Here is a 16,960-nt window from a genome sequence, read left to right as displayed (position 1 = left end):
GGGCGCGCGGTCAGCGCAGCTGGAAGCCGACGACGTAGCCGAGGGCGTTGACCGCCCAGTGCAGCCCCATCGGGGCCAGCAGACTGCCGCTGCGGCGTCGCAGCTCGCAGAGCAGGACGCCCGACAGCGCCGTGAACAGTACGGCGCCCGTGACCGCGAGGACGGAGCCGAGTACGGAGCCGCCGAAGGCCGAGGTCAGCACGGGCTTCGCGGTCGCCAGGTGCAGGGACGGCAGGACGTGCCACAGGCCGAACAGCACACTCGACACGGCGGTCGCCCAGACCGCCCCACGGGCCCGGTACACCAGTCCGTACAGCACTCCGCGGAACGCGATCTCCTCCACCAGGACCGTGCCGACGGGCACCACCACGAGGACACGCGTCACCAGATCGCCCCCGGTCATCCCGTCGTACCGCCGGTCCTCGAACAGCGACCGGGTGGCCGGAAGCAGTGCCCCGACGGCGTAGACGACTCCGACCAGCCCTGTCAGGGCCAGCGCCCATCGGGCTCCCCGGGCCAGTGTCCCGCGCGCCAGGCCCGCGTCCGCCAGGGTGCCGCCCGCCCAACGGAGGACACCGAGCAGCAGGACGCTCACCGCGACGGCCGTCGCCAGGCGGAGCGGCCCGGTCCACCGGTGCAGGAGCAGATTGGCCGTGACGAGTACGGCGACCACGAGCACCACGGCCGGCCAGGTGCCGATCGGCCCGCGCCATCGGCTCCGCGGCCGACCGTCCCCGTTCCTCCCCCGCTGACGCGACACCGCGGACGTCACGAACGGTCGTGCTTGAGCGAGTCCTTGAAGCCTTCGGCTCGGTGGCGGATGCTCTGCATCTTCTGACGGATCTTGACCTTCGCCTGGTCCGTTCTGCCCTCGGACTCGAGGCGCTCGTCGCCGGTGATCTTTCCGGCGATCTCCTTGAATCGGGCCTTGGCCATGTCCATGGCCCTGTGCTTGTCCATCGTCCCTCCGTGGGATCGTTCCCAAGGTCCACGGTAGGTTCCGGCGCGGCAGAGCGCTTGTCCTGCGGCGACGGAAGGCGACGGGAGGCGACAGGAGGCGACGGCCGGACGATGGACGCACACTGAGGGGGAACCACCTGCCGCCCGGATGCTCTCCGCGATCCACCGGGCGACCGGGAGGAGGACACATGGCCACGTCACAAGGCCCCACACCCGCTTCCGCTGCCGACGCGGTGGACCCGGCGGACCAGCTGGCGCGCCTCGGCGGCTCCTGGGTCTGGCTCCTGGGTGCGGCGATGGCGACGCTCGTGCCGGGCATCCTGGCGCTCGTCTGGCCGGATGTGACCCTGCACGTCCTGGCCGTGATCATCGGGTTGTACCTTCTGGCGGCCGGTGTGTTCCGTTTCGTGGCCGTGTTCGGCCGGGGCGCCGCCGGGGAGCGGGTGCCCGGGCTGATCGTGGCCGTCCTGTACGTCCTGGGCGGGGTGCTGTGCCTGCGGAACCCCCTGCAGACGATCGCCGCGCTGTCGCTCATCGTCGGTGCCGTCTGGCTCGTGACCGGCATCTTCACCCTGTACAGCGCCATCGCCACCAAGAACATGCCGCACCGTGGCGTCGTCATGGCGATCGCCGCGCTGGGCATCGTCGCGGGAATCGTGGTCCTGGCTCTGCCGACCGAGTCCGCCAGGGCCCTCACCAGACTCCTCGGCCTGTGGCTCGTCCTCATGGGCCTGGCCGAGACGGCGGTCGCCCTGGCCTGGCGGTCGGCCCTGCGCCGGGCCGGCATCACAGGCCACGACACATCGGACCCGGTCGGCTGACGCCCCGCCACGCGCACGCTTGAGGTCACGGCGAGCCATGAGCCCGCCCGCCTCCACCCCCGGACGACGATCCCGCGCCCGAGGAACCGACAGGAAACGAGGCATCCCCATGGCCGCCACGCACTCCTCACACCCGGTCGACACGACGAAACAGGCATGGGCAGGCGGACTCACCGTCTTCGCCGCCGTCATGCTCGGCCTCACCGGCCTCGTCGGAATCTTCCGGGGCATCATGGCGATCGCCGAGGACGAGGTCTTCGTCACGACGCCCAACTACGTCTACAAGTTCGACCTGACGTCCTGGGGCTGGATCCACCTGGTCCTCGGTGTCATCGCCGTCCTCGTGAGTTTCGGCATGTACCGGGCGTCCACGTGGGCACGTGTGGCCGGCGTGGCCATCGCCGCTCTCCTCATCATCGCGAACTTCATGTCCCTGCCGAACTACCCGGCCTGGTCGATCATCGTGATCGCCATGTCCGTGGTCGTCATCTGGGCGCTGTGCGCGGTGCGGCGCGAGGACGAGGCACCGCGGTAGACCCGCTCACCGCCGCGCGGTGAGGCCTCGGAGCAGGGCGAGGTCCACGTCCAGCAGGCTGTCGACCACCGTCCTCCCCGGTGCCGTGGGGACGGGGATCAGGGAGGGGACGGCCAGGACCGTGCACTCCGCGGCCTCCGCGGAGGCGACGCCCGCGAGGCTGTCCTCGATCGCCACACAGCCGGCCGGAACGGCACCCAGGGCCGTCAGCGCCGCCAGGTACGGGTCCGGGAAGGGTTTCGTGCGCGGGGTCTCGCCGGCGGCGACGGTCGTGCCGAATCGGTGCCGCCCCAGCGCGTCGAGGACGGTGTCCACCACGGAGCGGGGCGAGGCCGAGACCAGGGCGGTGGGCACGCCGGCCGCGCCCAGTGCCGCCAGCAGGTGTTCGGCCCCCGGGAGGGGGACCACCTCGGCGCGCACGAGCCGGGTGAAGCGGCGTTCCAGGGCCGCGGCCAGCCGGGAGGGGTCGGCGTGGCCGGGCGTGCGGGAGACGAGGTGGGCCGCGGTGTCCTCGATCGCGCGGCCGACGACGTACGGGAGGTCCGCGTCCGTGAGCGCGAGGCCGAGGTCCGCGCACTCCTCCTCCACCGCCTGCCGCCAGAGGCGCTCGGTGTCGACGAGCGTGCCGTCCATGTCGAAGAGGACGGCCTGAAGTTCGGTGGGCACGGATGCTCCCTGTCGTGTCGGGCGTACGCGTGTCGGGCGTATACATGTCGGGCGTACGCGTGTCACGAGTCCGCCCGGAGGGCGATCCGGAGGGTGCGGATCTCGAACGGGCGGAGTGTGAGCTGGACCGATGTCGTGTCCGGTGTCGTCGGCCGGGTGGGCTCCAAGCCGGCCATGGGGCGTTCCAGGAGGTCCGTCTCGGTGACGGTGTCCCACGGGGCGGAGAGCTCCAGAGCGGTCCGCGCGCGACCGCCGTGGGCTTCGTAGAGGCGGACGACGATGTCGCCGGAGCGGTCGTCGGCGAGTTTCACGGCCTCGATCACGACGGCGTCGTCGTCCGCGGTGACGAGCGGGACCACCCCCGCCGCGGCCCCGGTCACCGCGCGCTCGGGGAGGTTGAAGGCGTAGCCCTCGCGGACCGCGTCGGCGATGTCGGCGCCCAGGACGAGGCCGTACCGCAGGCGGTGGCTTCCCTGGTCGGCGTCCGGGTCGGGGAAACGGGGGGCGCGGAGCAGGGAGAGGCGAACGGTCGTGGTCGTGCCGCCGTCCCGGCGTACGTCCCGGGTGATGTCGTGGCCGTAGGTCGAGTCGTTGACCAGGGCGGCGCCCCAGTCGTTCTCGCCGACGTGCAGATAGCGGTGGGCGCAGATCTCGAACTTCGCCGCGTCCCAGCTGGTGTTGGTGTGGGTGGGGCGTTTGACGTGTCCGAACGGGATCTCGGCGCTGGAGTGGTCGGCGCGCAGGTCCAGTGGGAAGGCGGCCTTGAGGAGCTTCTCCTTCTCGTGCCAGTCGATCCCGGTGTCGATGTCGAGCCGCCGGGAGTTCTCTCGCAGCGAGAGGAGCTGTTCGATCCGGGAGTCGCCGAAGGTCCTGACGATCCGGACGCCGTCCGGTTCGGCGCGCAGGTCGTCGGCGTCGGTGAGGTCGTGGACGGTGTTGCGGTAGAACTCGTCGACGTCCCAGGCGTCGTACTCGTTGGGGAAGTCCTGGTGCAGTTGGAGGAGGTTGGCCACGGCGTCCGGGGCGAGCGCCTCGCGGCCGGCGGTCAGGTCGATCGCCGAGGTGACCAGGCCGCGGGCGTCGATCACGATCCTCACCAGACCGTTGTCGAGGACGAAGCCGTCTCCGGAGCGCACCGGCTCGACCGGCCGGTCGACCGAGGTGGTGCGTACGGCAGCGCCGAGGGCCGGGGCGCCGCCACGGGCGTGCGGTGCGGAGTTGAAGACGACGGTCCGCTCTCCCTCGCCGGCCAGCGCGCGCTGCGCCGCGGAGACGATCCCGTCCAGCTCGCCGAGGACCCCGGCGTAGGTCTGCTCGGCCTCGCGATGCACCCAGGCGATGGAGGAGCCGGGCAGGATGTCGTGGAACTGGTGCAGGAGGACGGTCTTCCAGAGCCGGTCGAGTTGTTCGTACGGATACGGGAAACCGCTGCGCACGGCCGCCGTCGCCGCCCAGAGTTCGGCTTCGCGCAGCAGGTGCTCGCTGCGCCGGTTGCCCTGTTTGGTGCGCAGCTGGCTGGTGAGCGTGCCGCGGTGGAACTCCAGGTAGAGCTCGCCGACCCAGACGGGGGCGTCGGGGTACTCGGCCTCGGCGCGGGTGAAGAACGCGGCGGGCGTCTCGACGACCACCCGGGGCGAGCCCTCCAGGTTTCCCAGGCGCGCGGCGCGGGCGAGCATCTCGCGGGTGGGACCGCCGCCGCCGTCCCCGTATCCGAAGGGGAGGAGTGAGCTGTTGGCCGCTCCCTTGTCCTGGAAGTTGCGCACGGCGTGGGCGAGTTCGGCGCCAGTGATCTCGGCGTTGTAGGTGTCGACGGGTGGGAAGTGGCTGAAGATCCGGCTGCCGTCGATGCCCTCCCAGCGGAAGGTGTGGTGCGGGAACTTGTTGGTGGTGTTCCAGGAGATCTTCTGGGTGAGGAACCAGCGCACGCCCGCCAGCTTCATCAGCTGGGGCATGGCCGCGTTGTAGCCGAAGGTGTCGGGCAGCCACATCTCCTCGGTCTCGACGCCGAACTCGTCGAGGTAGAAGCGCTTGCCGTGGATCAGCTGACGGGCGAACGCCTCGCCTCCGGTGATGTTGGTGTCGGGTTCCACCCACAGACTGCCGACGGGCAGGAACTGGCCGCTCTTCGCCTTCTCCCGGACGCGGGCGTACACCCCGGGGCGCTTCTCCTTCAGCCAGGCCAGCTGCTGGGCCTGGGACATGGCGAAGCGGAAGTCCGGATGGCCGTCCATGAGGTGGGTGACGTTGGAGAGCGTGCGGGCGACCTTGCGGACGGTCTCGCGCAGCGGCCACAGCCACGCGGTGTCGATGTGGGCGTGTCCGACGGCGGAGATGCGGTGGGCGCTCGGCACGGCCGGGGCCGACAGGGCCGGCCGGAGGATCTCGCGGGCGGCGGGAGCACTGGCGGAGACCGCCTGGAGGTCGACGGCGTCCAGGGCCTTGTCGATGGTCGCCAGGAGCTGCCAGCGGCGGGGGTCGGCCTCCGGGAGTGCCAGCATCAGCTGGCCGAGGACGTCCAGGTCCTGGGCGAGTTCCCAGACCTGGGTGTCGAAGACGGCGAGGTCCAGGCGGAGCAGCCGGTACAGCGGATCGCCGGGGTGCCCGCCGCCGGTCGTCCACGGGGGCGGTCCGCCGAGCACGGTCGGCATGTGGCTGTCGCAGAGGGCCGGGTTGGCGGCGGCCTCGATGTAGTACGTGAACTCCTCGCCGCCCTGTGCAGGGTCGGCGACCGGAACCCAGGCGTTGCGGGGGTTGAGTGCTTTGAGCACGGTTCCGTCGGGCCGGTACACCAGGCCCTCGGTGGAGAACCCGGCGCCGGTGACGTCGAACCCGAGGTCGAGGACGGCCTCGACGCGCTGCCCGGCCCACTCCTCGGGAACCCGGCCGGTGATCTTGAACCAGCTCGTCGACCAGGCCGGTCCCCACCGGTGTCCGACCTCGACCGGCCGGTACGGCGCGGCCAGGCCTGCGGCGACCGTCACCGGTTCACCGGGGGCGTTCCAGATCTCGACCTGGAGGGGGGCGGTCCGGGCGTGCACGGTCGGTCGGATGCGCTCGTCGAGCACCCGCTTGAGGCGTTGCTCGATCAGGCGTCGCTTGCTGTGCATGGGGTTCTCCGGGCGGGTGTCAGTCCTCGACGATGCCGAGGTCGGGCCGGTCCCGCAGCTCGACGGTACGGGACGCGGTGGCGTGGAGCTCGAGGACGGTGATCTCGTTGCGGCCCGGGCGCAGGGCCGGCGCGGGTACGTACAGGGTGGTCTGCGGGCCCCGGGACCAGTAGCGGCCCAGCGGGAAGCCGTTGACCCAGGCGTGTCCCTTGGTCCAGCCGGCCAGGGCGAGGTAGCCGTCGGCGGGCCGACCGACCTCGAAGGAGCCGCGGTGGAAGGCCGGGCCCGCGACGGGTGCGGCAGGGGTGAGGGTGAGGGTGAGGGCGTCGAGGCTGTCCAGCGGCAGCGGGCTGCTGCTCCACCGCGCGAGTGCCGCGCCGTTGACGGTGACCTGGCCGAGCAGGCCCTTGCGGTCGTGGATGCCGGGTCCGTAGTTGACCCGGCCCTGGTTCTCCACCAGGACCGCGAGGCGGGCGCCGCTCCGGGGCGAGACGAAGCCGAGGGCGTGCTCGTGGTTCTCCCGTTCCAGTACGCCGACGGGCTGGCCGTCGACGAAGACCTGGGCCCGGTCGCGGACCTCGCCCACCCGCAGCAGGGCCGGCCCGGCGGTCGGCAGCTCCGTCTCGTACAGCACGAAGCCGAAGGGCTGCCCGAGGCGTTCCATGGTGAGCGGGTGGTCGGCGAGGGCGGGCTGCCCGAACAGGTGGGTCTGGTCGAACAGGCCGCCGGATGCGTCCAGCTCGACGACGGTCGGGGGGAGCTTCGGGGCGGGTGCCGGGACCGGCTCGTCCGGGACGGGGGCGTACCGCGCGATGACCTCGCGGAACGCCTCGTACTTGGGGGTGGGGTCGCCGGCTTCGTCGAGGAGGGCGTCGTAGTCGTAGGAGGTGCCGGTGGGGCGGTAGGTGCCCTTGTCGTTGGCTCCGTTGGTGAATCCGAAGTTGGTGCCGCCGTGGAACATGTAGATGTTGACGGAGGCGCCGGCGGCGAGCAGCCGGTCGAGGTCGGCCGCCGCGTCGGCGGCGTCGCGGGTGGTGTGGACGCCGCCCCAGCGATCGAACCAGCCGATCCAGAACTCGGAGCACATCAGTGGCCCGGAGGGCTGGAGCCGGCGCAGCTCGGCGAGCCCCGTGTCGACGCGGCTCCCGAAGTTCACGGTGCGCAGCACGCCGTCCAGGCCGCCGCGGGCGAGGTCGCCGGGCTGGTCGCAGGTGAAGAGGGGGACGTCGACGCCGTGCGTGCGGAGCAGGCCGGCGAGGTCGGAGAGGTAGCCGGCGTCGTCGCCGTAGGCCCCGTACTCGTTCTCCAGCTGCACCGCGATGACCGGCCCGCCGACGGACGACAGGTACGTCTTCAGCGGCGGGAGGAGCGCGGCGAGGTAGCCGTCGACGGCGGCCAGGAAACGCGGGTCGCTGCTGCGCAGCTCGATGCCGTCCTCGGCGAGCAGCCACGAGGGCAGGCCGCCGCCCTCCCATTCGGCGCAGATGTACGGGCCGGGCCGCAGGAGGACGTGCAGGCCCTCCGCTGCGGCGAGGTCGAGGAAGCGGGGCAGGTCGAGACCTCCGTCCAGCCGGAACTCACCGGGCCGGGGGGCGTGGAGGTTCCAGGGGACGTAGGTCTCGACCGTGTTGAGACCCAGCAGCCTCGCCTTGTGGAGCCTGTCGGCCCACTGTTCCGGGTGGACGCGGAAGTAGTGCAGTCCGCCCGAGATGATGCGGAACGGGTGGTCGTCGAGACGGAATCCGTTCTCGGCGATCTCCAGTCGAGGCATGCCGGGATGCTCCTAGGTGTGCGTACGGGTGCGGAGGTGAGGGTCAGGCGAGGGGGCGGCAGAGCACGGCGTCCGGGACGCCGTAGTGCAGCCACTTCCAGGTGTAGGCGACGCCGGCGAGGTACTCGTTGTCGGCGCACTGGCCCTTGTAGTAGCCGGGGGCCCAGTCGCTGGCGTTCGAGCCTCCGGTGGCAGGCCGGTTGTCGCCGTGGTCGAACCAGAGCACGCGGTTGGACGTGGGCAGGGAGGCCGCCGCGGGGGCGCAGAGGAGTGCGGACATCGCGTTGCCGTTCACGCTGTAGCCGACGGCGAACGTGTTCCTGGGGCACTCCAGCTTGTTGTAGCCGGAAGCCCAGTCGCCGTTCGTCACGTACCGCTCGTCGGTGACGACGGTCCAGGATCCGCTGCCCTTCGCCGGCCGGCCGGCGTCGGTGCACAGGCCGCGGCTGTCACTGCGGCCGAGGCCGACCAGGCGCTGGCTGTCGGGGCAGTTGCCCTTGCGGTTGCCCGGCGACCAGTCCGGCTTCGCCAGCATGGTGGCGGAGACGTTGTAGTCGGCGTAGTCCAGGTTCAGCATGTTCCAGCGGGGGGTCTGCGCGACCTGGCCGGTCTTGCCGGGGGCGTTGACCAGCTTGTTCCAGGCGGTGGTCCGCCAGTCACCGGAGTCCATGACGCCGAGCCGGGTCCCGTCCGCGGCGTAGTTGACCATGGCCCAGTTGTCCTGCGGCTTGCCGCTCGCGTCGGTCCAGCCGACGAGCGGCCAGATGGCGAAGTCGCTGTCGTTGTTCACCATGATGTCGGTGAAGCGGGCGAACCAGTCCTGTTCCAGGGCGTCGGTCGATCCCCGGCCGCCGACGCCGAACTCGCTGATCCACACGGGCGCGGTGAAGTGCTGGCCGGACCGGGTGACGAACAGGGCCTCGTCGTCGACGGCCCGGACGAGCTCCTCGGGCGTGAGGTCGTGGTAGCGCGGGTCGTGGGTCTCACCCGTGCCCGTGGCGCCGGTGTGGTTCGGGCCGGTGTAGCCGTAGAAGTGGGCCGCGTAGACGAGTTTGTCGGAGCGGATCAGCGTGTTGGACAGGGTGGCGACCGGGGTCAGCATCGGCCGGCCGTGGCTGGTCAGGTCGGTCGGGATGCCCTGCCAGTTGATGCCCTCCATGACGACCAGGAGGTCGGGGTCGGCCTGGAGGATCTTGTTCCCGGCCTCTTCCAGGGCCTTGTTCAGGTCGTGGTCGTCGCCCCAGCCCCAGTTGGAGTCGTTCCAGGTGTCGCGGCGGACCTCGTTGCGCAGGTCGGCGCCGACGACCCGCTTGTTGTTCTGGTAGCGCTTCGCCAGGAACACCCAGTCGTCGATCCACTGCTGGGTCGACTGGCCGCTGTTCCAGCGCTCGTTGCCGTCCAGGCCGCAGCAGAAGCGGTAGCTGGTGGTGTGGTTGTTGAGGATGACGGCGAAGCCGTCGGCGGTGAGACCGTCGATCACGGAGTCGAGGACCTGGAGCGGGGTCTTGCCCCTGAGCTGCGGGTTGGCCGTGACGGCCGCGTCGGGGACCGGGGTCGTGTCGTGCACCAGGGCGTTGGCGAACGGCAGGCGGATGCTGTTCAGGCCCATGGCGTGGAAGTCGCTCAGGATCTGGGCCATCGGCTTCCGGTCCAGGCCGAGCGGGATGTTGTACGACATCTGGTCGGCCTGGTGGTTCGTCACGTCGTTGACGTCGCCGCTGCCCTCCCAGGTGCCCTGGGCGCCGGCCCAGTTGCCGGACTTGAGTTTGAACCGGTCGCCGTTCGCATCGACGACGTACCGGCCCCGGGTGGACAGGGGGGCGGTCCACGAGGCGGCGAGCTGCGCGCCGGTGAGGACCTGGGGCGGCACGGCCTCTGCCTCCGCCGCGGTGGCGGCGGTGGAGGCGAGGGTGCCGAGGAGGAGCGCGGACGACAGGGCGAGGGCCGCTGTCGCGTGCCGGAGCACGGTGGTGCGAGGTGTCACGGGGACTCCTTGCGGATGGGGGGACGTGTACCTGCCTTGGACGTGGTGCGGTGAGGTGCGGTGGTGCGGTGAGGTGCGGTCGTGCTGTGCGCAGTGGTGCCGTGCGCAGTGATGCCGCGTGCGGTCGTGCCGTGCTCAGTAGTGCTGTGTGCGGTGGTGCGATCGGGGGGTCAGCCCTTCAGGCCGCTGGTGGCGATGCCTTCGACGATGTAGCGCTGGGCGACGACGAACATGACGACCAGGGGCGTGATGGTGACGACGGCGCCGGCGAACAGGCCGGGCAGGTTGATGGTCTGCGAGGTGAGGAAGGTGGACAGTGCGATCTGCGCGGTCCAGGCGGACGGGTCCTGTCCGATCACCAGCGGCCACAGGAAGGAGTTCCAGCTGTCGATGAAGGACAGCGCACCGAGGGAGGCCAGCATCGCTCCGGAGCTCGGCAGGGCGATCCGGCGGTACAGACCCAGCCAGCCGAGGCCGTCGAGCCGTCCGGCGTCTTCGATCTCGCTCGGGAACTGCAGGTAGAAGTTGCGGAACAGCAGCACCGCGAACGGATTGAAGAGGCCGGGCACGATGATGCCCCACAGCGTGTTGACGCCGCCCATGGAGCCGACGACGACGAAGGTCGGTACGAAGGTGACCGAGCCGGGGATCATCAGCGTGGCCACGATCAGAGCGAGCACCACACCGCGTCCCGGGACCGGGATCCGTGCCAGGGCGTAGCCGGCGGCGGACGCGAGGAGCGTGGACACCGGTGCGGTGACGGCGGCGATGAGCAGCGAGTTGCCGAGGGCCGGGCCCATGGAGACGGCGGGGTCGTCGAAGAGGGCGGTGAAGTTCTCGAAGTGCATCGTCGAGGGCCACCACGTCCACTCGGGCGATGTCAGCCCCGGGGAGTCCATGAGGGCGTTGCGGAGCATCAGGTAGAAGGGCGCGAGGAAGACCGCGGTGAGCAGGCCGACGAGCAGGCCGCGCGCGCCGAGGCGCAGGGATCGGGTCAGTACGGGCAGGGTGGTCATGCGCTTCTCATTCTCCGCTCCTGCCGAAGCCGGTGAATCGGCCCTGGATCAGGGTCACTCCGACGATGAGGGCGGTGAGCACGAACGCTCCGGCGGAGCCGAGGCCGTAGTTCTGGCTGCCCATGGCGGTGTCGTAGAGGTGGACCAGCGGGGTCCGCACGGGGGCGGTCCCGGTTCCCGAGAGCCCGCTGTTGAACAGGTTGTAGAACTCGTCGAAGGCCTGGAAGGCGGCGATGAACAGCAGCATCAGCACGGCGACGGAGGTGTTGCGCAGCATCGGCAGGGTGATGCCGGTCAGCAGTCGCCGGCCCTTGGCACCGTCGAGTGCGGCCGCCTCGTACACCTCCGTGGGGATGGCCTGGAGTCCGGCGAGGAAGAGCACCATGTAGAAGCCGACCTGGAGCCACAGCCGCAGGGTGACGAGCGCGACCCAGTACAGCGGCGGTGAGGTGGTCTGCAGCCAGGCCACCGGCTCTGCTCCGAACCATCCTCCGATGGTGTTGGCGATGCCCGCGGGGAGGCCGTTGAACAGGGACATCTTCCACAGCAGCGAGGCGGCGACGTACGAGACGGCCGCCGGGATGAGGAAGGTGGTACGGAACAGGGCCCGGCCCCGCCTGATCCGGTGCACCAGCAGGGCGAGTCCGAGTGAGGCGGCGAAGGTGAGCGGCACGATGAAGGCGGTGAACAGCAGGATCTGGACCAGCGAGGTGCGGAAGGACTGGTCGGTCAGGAGAGTCCGGTAGTTGTCGAGTCCGGCCCAGTGGCCGAGGGCGATCGTGCCGCGTGCGTCGCTGAGGCTGAGCAGGAAGCTCCAGCCGATCGCGACGTACTTGAAGATGCCGAGCCCGATCAGCGTCGGCGCGGTGAGCAGGATGAACGCGATCCAGCCGGACCGGCCGACGCGGGGCCTGTCGGCGCGGGCCCGGTCGGCGCGGGCCCGGCGGGGGCGGGCGCCCCGCGGGGTGACCGCGGGGCGCCCGGTGTTCTCGGGCTGGAAGGTGGTGTCGGTCGCCGAGTTCATCGGTGTCACCGGCCGAGCTGCTTGTCGATCTCGCTCTGGGCCTTCTTCACCGCGTCGGCGAGGAGGGTGGCCGGATCGCCGTCTCCGCCGACGATCTTCGCCGCGGCCGCGTTGAAGGTGCTGCTCACGGCGGAGTCCCAGGTGCCCGGGTTGTGCTTGCCGTGCTTCGCGGCCAGGTCCACGGTCTCCTTGGCGGTGCCGGTGGACAGCTTCTTCGCGGTCGCCGCCACGGAGGTGCGCGGCGGCACGTGGAAGCCGTAGCTCTCGGCGAAGTCCTTCTGCAGGTCGGCCTGCTCGACCCACAGCCACTGGACGAACTTCTTGGCCGCGGCCACGTTCCTGCCCTTGGCGTTGACGCAGCTCGTCCAGCCGCCGACGCGGACGACGGGAGCACCGCCGGCCTTGAAGGCGGGCCACGGCAGGACACCGAAGTCGTCGCCGAGCGCGTCCGCGATCGCGGGCATGGCCCACAGGCCGCACCACTGCATCGGCACGACGCCCTGGGTGAAGGCGGCCGGGTCCCACCAGTCGGTGGTGAAGCCGAGGAGCAGCGACTTGTCGTCGTGCAGGCGCTTCAGGGCGGTGATCGCCTCCAGCGACTGGGCCGATCCGAACGCCACCTTGCCGTCGGGGGTCACGAGGTCGCCGCCGCTGGACCAGACGGCGTTGCTCGGGGAGTCGCCGATGCCGTCGTTGCCGAGGAACAGGCCCTTGTTCTTCTTCGTGGTCAGGGCCTTCGCCGCGGAGACGAGGCCGTCGAAGGTGGTGGGCGGGGTGATGCCGGCCTTGGCGAGGACGCTCTTGCGGTAGTAGAGCATGATGACGTCGTCGATCATCTTGACGCCGTAGAGCTTGCCGTCGACGGTGACCGAGCTGATGGCGTTGGTGTTGAAGTCGCTCTTGGCGCTGCCGTACACGTCGTCGAGGGCGGCGATCTGGCCGCCGCGGGCCATCCTCTCGCTGAAGTCGCCGATCTCGAAGACGTCGGGGGCCCCGTCGGTCAGCAGGGTGGCGTTGAGCTTGCCCGCGTAGTCGCCGGGCACCCAGGTCACCTTGACGGCTATGTCGGGGTTGGCCTTCGTGAAGGCGGTGGCGTAGCGGAGCACGGCCTGCTGCGTGCCGGCCTCGCCGTAGGCGTGGTACCAGACGTTGAGGGTGGTCTTGGCGCCCGAGGAGGAGGCGCCCGTGGGGTCGGTGCTGCAGGCGGTCGACAGGACCGATCCCGCGGCGACGAGCAGCGATCCGGTGAGGAATCCGCGTCGGCTAAGCTCTGGTCTGCGTGCGCTCATGTCGCAAATCCTTCTGTGAGGGTGTGTGTGCGGGGCGGATGTGCTCCCTGGTCGGCGCCTTCGTACGTGCTTGCCGGCAGTGGAGGGCGACGGCCAGGGAGTGGTACGCGACGGCTGCGGGGATGCTCAGCCGGCGCCGATCGTGGTGGTGGCCGCGGGCTGCGGGAAGAGAGCCTGGATGGCCACGGCGGCTCCGCCGCGGGCCCACTCCTCCCAGGGCAGCGGGCGGAGCGACAGCGGGCACCGGGACGCCGCTCCGAAGGCGTGTGCGGCGTACGCCTCCTGGATGTGGCGGCTGAACAGGTCGTAGGCGTCGACGCCTTCGCCGCTGACGACGACACGCTCCGGTCCGACGAGGTTCACCAGCGTGGAGATGCCGACGCCGATGGCCCGTCCGGCGCGGGCGAAGGCCTCGCGTGCTTCGGGACGGCCCTCTCGGGCCATCTCGACGACCTCGTGGAAGGTGAGGCGGGGGTTCGCGGCGGCCTCGCGGACCGTCGCGAGGATCACGTCGGTCGAGGCGATCGCCTCGACACAGCCGCGCGCCCCGCAGCGGCAGCGCGGTCCGGTCGGATCGACGCAGATGTGCCCGACCTCGCCCGCGACGCCGTAGGCCCCGCGGAGCAGGTGTCCGTTGACGACGAGGGCGGAGCCGATGCCCGAGCCGATGGTGACCAGCGCGAAGTAGCCGGTTCCGATGCCTTCGCCGAACCAGTGCTCGGCGACGGTCAGGGCCCTGACGTCGTTCTCGACGGTGACGGCCAGGCCGGTGGCGGCGCCGAGCAGTTCGGCGAGCGGGACGTCGCGCCAGCCGAGGAGCCCGGAGTGACGGAGCCGGCCGCTGTCGCGGTCCACGTCCCCGTTCACGGCGACGCCCAGGTGGCGCGTGCGGTCCCGGAACGCGGGCTCGGCGTCGAGCAGTTCGTCGACCAGCTCGGCCACCAGGGCGGCGACGGCCTCGGGCGTGCACACGTCGAGCGGGCGGGCGGCGGTGGCCCGGATCCCGGCCCGCAGATCGCACACGGCACCGAAGACCTGGTCGGAGCTGATCTTCAGACCGATGAAGAACTCACGGTCGGGAGCGACCGCGAGCGGGTTGACCGGCCGGCCGGCACCGGGTGCGGTGCGCTCCGGCGGGAGTTCGTACAGATAGCCGTCGTCGATGAGTGGCCTGGCCGCCTTGGTGACCGCGGTCGAGGAGAGCCCGGTGCGCCGGGCCAGTTCCACTCTGCTGAGCGGTCCCTCCGCGAGGAGCAGGGCGAGGACCGCGGTCTCGGCGGGCGCACTGACCAGTGGCTGGGTGTGATGTCGAAACACGGGTGCAACATAGAGCAAATAAATAACTTCTTCCAGTATTGATTTGGGAGTTGGGGCCGCCCTACGCTCGGGCCCGCCTCCGTGTCCAAGTCCTGGCGCCGGACGGCGACTTCATCGGCGCTCTGTCCATGTCGCCCTGGACACGGCCCTGTTCCTCTCCGCACGACAGGGGATCCATCCGTGCTCGCCACGCTCCCGCCCATCACCTTCGATCCCGACCTCGGCCTCGCGGTCCTGCGCACACCGAACAGCGTGTACGCGCTGCGCGTCGGCTCCGACGGCAGCCCCCGGCACCTGTACTGGGGCGCGCCGCTCGACACCGACACCCTGGCCGCGCTGCCGGAGGCGGCCTCCCCCGCCGCGAGCAGCTTCGAGGCCGACGCCGCCGCCGACGAACTCGCGCCGCAGACCGGGGCACGCTTCGGACCGGCCGGCCTTCAGGTCCGCTTCGCCGACGGCACCCGTGGCGCCCAGTGGCACTTCGCCGGTCACACCGTCGACGGCGGCGAACTACGACTGCGCCTGGAGGACCGACGCCGGCCCCTGCGGGCGGAACTCTGCTACCGCGTCCGGCCCGGGACCGACGTCATCGAGCGCTGGACGGAGCTCACCCATCTCGGGGCCGCGGACGACACGAACCTCGCGAACGATCCGGACGACCCGAGCCTTCGGAACGATCCGGACGACCCGAGCTTTCGGAACGATCCGGACGACCCGAGCCTTCGGAACAGTCCCGACGCTCCGATCACCGTCGACCGGCTCGACTCGGCGTCCTGGACCGCCCCCGCGCTGGCCGACTACCGCCTCAGCCATCTGGTGGGCGGCTGGAACAGCGAGTTCCAGCTCCAGCGCGACCGACTTCCCGTCGCCGAGACCGTGCTGACGAGCCGTCGGGGCATCACCGGACACCACGCGAGCCCCTGGCTGGCCCTCGACGACGGCACCGCCGGCGAGGAGCGGGGCGAGGTGTGGAGCACCGCGCTCGCCTGGAGCGGGAGCTGGCGCGTCACCGTCCACCGTGATCCCGTCGGCCGCATCACCTGGACGGGCGGGTTCGGCCACGAGGGGACCAGCTGGACCCTCCGGTCCGGCGAGAGCCTTCGCACGCCCGTGTACGCGGGCCTCTACACCCCGCACGGCTTCGGCACGGCCAGTCGCGCCTGGCACGACTACGTCCGCCGGCACGTCCTGCCGGCGCCCGAGCGGGACCGGCCGGTGCTCTACAACTCCTGGGAGGCCACCGGATTCGACGTCGACGAGGCCGGTCAGATCCGCCTCGCGCACCTGGCCGCCCGGATCGGCGCGGAGCTCTTCGTCCTGGACGACGGCTGGTTCGGCACGCGTCGCGACGACCGGTCAGGACTCGGCGACTGGACCCCCCGCCCGGAGGCGTTCCCCCGCGGTCTGCGCCCGCTGGCCGACGAGGTGCACCGACTGGGCATGGAGTTCGGGCTGTGGGTCGAGCCGGAGATGGTCAACCCCGACAGCGAGTTGTACCGCGCCCACCCGGACTGGGTCGTCCACTCCCCCCACCTCGACGCGACCGAACTCCGCAACCAGCTCGTGCTGAACTTCGCCCGGCATGAGGTCGAGGCCTGGGCCCGGCGGACCCTCGACCGCCTGGTCCGCGAGAACGGCGTCGACTGGCTCAAGTGGGACGCCAACCGGGCCTTCACCGAGGCGGGTTGGGACGGCCACCCCGACCCCGACCGCCTCTGGATCGACCACACGCGGGCCGTCCACCGCGTCATGGACCGGCTCCGCGCCGACCACCCCGGTCTGCGTATCGAGGCCTGCGCGGGCGGCGGCGGACGCGTCGACCTCGGCATGCTCGCCCGCACCGATCAGGCCTGGACCTCGGACAACACCGACCCGGTCGACCGGATCGGCATCCAGCACGGCTTCTCCCAGCTCTTCCCCGCCCAGGCCATGGCCGCCTGGGTCACCGACAGCCCAAACACCGCCACCGGCCGGCACACTCCCCTGCGTTTCCGCTTTCACGTCGCCATGGCCGGTGCGCTGGGGCTCGGCGGAGACCTGACGTCCTGGTCCGAGGAGGAGCTCGCGGAAGCCGCCGAGCTCGTGGCCGCGTACCAGCAGATCCGCCCGCTCGTACAGCGGGGACACCAGCACCGGGTCACCCCGGACGGCGGTCCCGTGACCGCCGTCCACTACGCGGCACCGGACGACAGCGAGCACGTGCTCCTCGTCTGGCGCCCCGCGACCCGCTTCGGCCACGCCCCCGCCCCGGTACGGCTGCCCAGCCTCGACCCCGGGGCCCGTTACCTGGACCCGGACCGGAAGCGTGAGTACAGCGGGGCCGTCCTCGTCCACCGGGGCATCGACCCGGACCTTCCCGCGGGAGACCACGCCAGCGCCCTCATCCGGCTGCGCCGCGTCCCGTCCTGAGCGTACGGGCCGAGGCCCCGCCGCCGCGCACGCGCTCCCCGCCCACCCACGACACCTCTGG

At 71.2% G+C, this 16,960-nt stretch carries 13 protein-coding genes; 3 read left to right on the top strand and 10 right to left on the bottom strand.

Features of this window, described 5'->3' with window-relative positions; translation table 11 throughout:
* Positions 1-10: 10 nt before the first annotated feature.
* Together AC07AW_RS14060 and AC07AW_RS14055 are read right to left on the bottom strand one after the other, a co-directional pair.
* Positions 11-682: a lysostaphin resistance A-like protein gene (locus tag AC07AW_RS14060; RefSeq protein ID WP_478815691.1), complete on the bottom strand. Its 672-nt coding sequence runs from the start codon at positions 680-682 to the stop codon at positions 11-13.
* Between the two features lie 86 nt (positions 683-768).
* Positions 769-960 (bottom strand): CsbD family protein, encoded by a 192-nt coding sequence (locus AC07AW_RS14055; protein WP_478815690.1) that lies wholly within the window; start codon positions 958-960, stop codon positions 769-771.
* Positions 961-1,148: 188 nt separating this feature from the next.
* Between AC07AW_RS14055 and AC07AW_RS14050 the strand changes: the two genes are divergently transcribed.
* Together AC07AW_RS14050 and AC07AW_RS14045 are read left to right on the top strand one after the other, a co-directional pair.
* Entirely contained in the window at positions 1,149-1,781 is a 633-nt protein-coding gene (locus AC07AW_RS14050) for an HdeD family acid-resistance protein (RefSeq protein WP_478815689.1), read from the top strand.
* A gap of 109 nt (positions 1,782-1,890) precedes the next feature.
* Positions 1,891-2,316, top strand: a complete 426-nt coding sequence (locus tag AC07AW_RS14045; RefSeq protein ID WP_478815688.1) for a DUF7144 family membrane protein — start codon at positions 1,891-1,893, stop codon at positions 2,314-2,316.
* Positions 2,317-2,322: 6 nt separating this feature from the next.
* On the opposite strand, the gene AC07AW_RS14040 is transcribed toward AC07AW_RS14045, so the two are convergent.
* The 8 genes from AC07AW_RS14040 to AC07AW_RS14005 form a co-directional block, all read right to left on the bottom strand.
* Positions 2,323-2,982 (bottom strand): HAD family hydrolase, encoded by a 660-nt coding sequence (locus AC07AW_RS14040; RefSeq protein WP_478815687.1) that lies wholly within the window; start codon positions 2,980-2,982, stop codon positions 2,323-2,325.
* 62 nt (positions 2,983-3,044) lie between these two features.
* The gene (locus AC07AW_RS14035) at positions 3,045-6,089 is read right to left on the bottom strand and encodes an alpha-mannosidase (RefSeq protein WP_478815686.1); all 3,045 of its coding nucleotides are present in this window, start codon (positions 6,087-6,089) and stop codon (positions 3,045-3,047) included.
* 19 nt (positions 6,090-6,108) lie between these two features.
* Positions 6,109-7,860 (bottom strand): beta-galactosidase, encoded by a 1,752-nt coding sequence (locus tag AC07AW_RS14030; RefSeq protein ID WP_478815685.1) that lies wholly within the window; start codon positions 7,858-7,860, stop codon positions 6,109-6,111.
* 43 nt (positions 7,861-7,903) lie between these two features.
* Complete coding sequence (locus AC07AW_RS14025; RefSeq protein WP_478815684.1) at positions 7,904-9,844, bottom strand: glycoside hydrolase family 5 protein; 1,941 nt, start codon at positions 9,842-9,844, stop codon at positions 7,904-7,906.
* Positions 9,845-10,014: 170 nt separating this feature from the next.
* The gene (locus AC07AW_RS14020; RefSeq protein ID WP_478815683.1) at positions 10,015-10,860 is read right to left on the bottom strand and encodes a carbohydrate ABC transporter permease; all 846 of its coding nucleotides are present in this window, start codon (positions 10,858-10,860) and stop codon (positions 10,015-10,017) included.
* Positions 10,861-10,867: 7 nt separating this feature from the next.
* The gene (locus AC07AW_RS14015; RefSeq protein ID WP_478815682.1) at positions 10,868-11,884 is read right to left on the bottom strand and encodes a carbohydrate ABC transporter permease; all 1,017 of its coding nucleotides are present in this window, start codon (positions 11,882-11,884) and stop codon (positions 10,868-10,870) included.
* A 5-nt stretch (positions 11,885-11,889) separates the two neighbouring features.
* A complete protein-coding gene (locus AC07AW_RS14010) occupies positions 11,890-13,173 on the bottom strand; it encodes an ABC transporter substrate-binding protein (RefSeq protein ID WP_478815681.1) in 1,284 nt (427 codons plus the stop codon).
* A 126-nt stretch (positions 13,174-13,299) separates the two neighbouring features.
* Entirely contained in the window at positions 13,300-14,490 is a 1,191-nt protein-coding gene (locus AC07AW_RS14005) for an ROK family protein (RefSeq protein WP_478815680.1), read from the bottom strand.
* A 180-nt stretch (positions 14,491-14,670) separates the two neighbouring features.
* Here AC07AW_RS14005 and AC07AW_RS14000 point away from each other — a divergent pair, with 180 nt between their 5' ends.
* Entirely contained in the window at positions 14,671-16,899 is a 2,229-nt protein-coding gene (locus tag AC07AW_RS14000; protein WP_478815679.1) for an alpha-galactosidase, read from the top strand.
* Positions 16,900-16,960: the final 61 nt, after the last annotated feature.

Source organism: Streptomyces sp. NPDC044003, from assembly GCF_056435185.1.
Note: the sequence above shows the minus strand (reverse complement) of the source record. Positions and strands in the feature narration are given on the sequence as shown.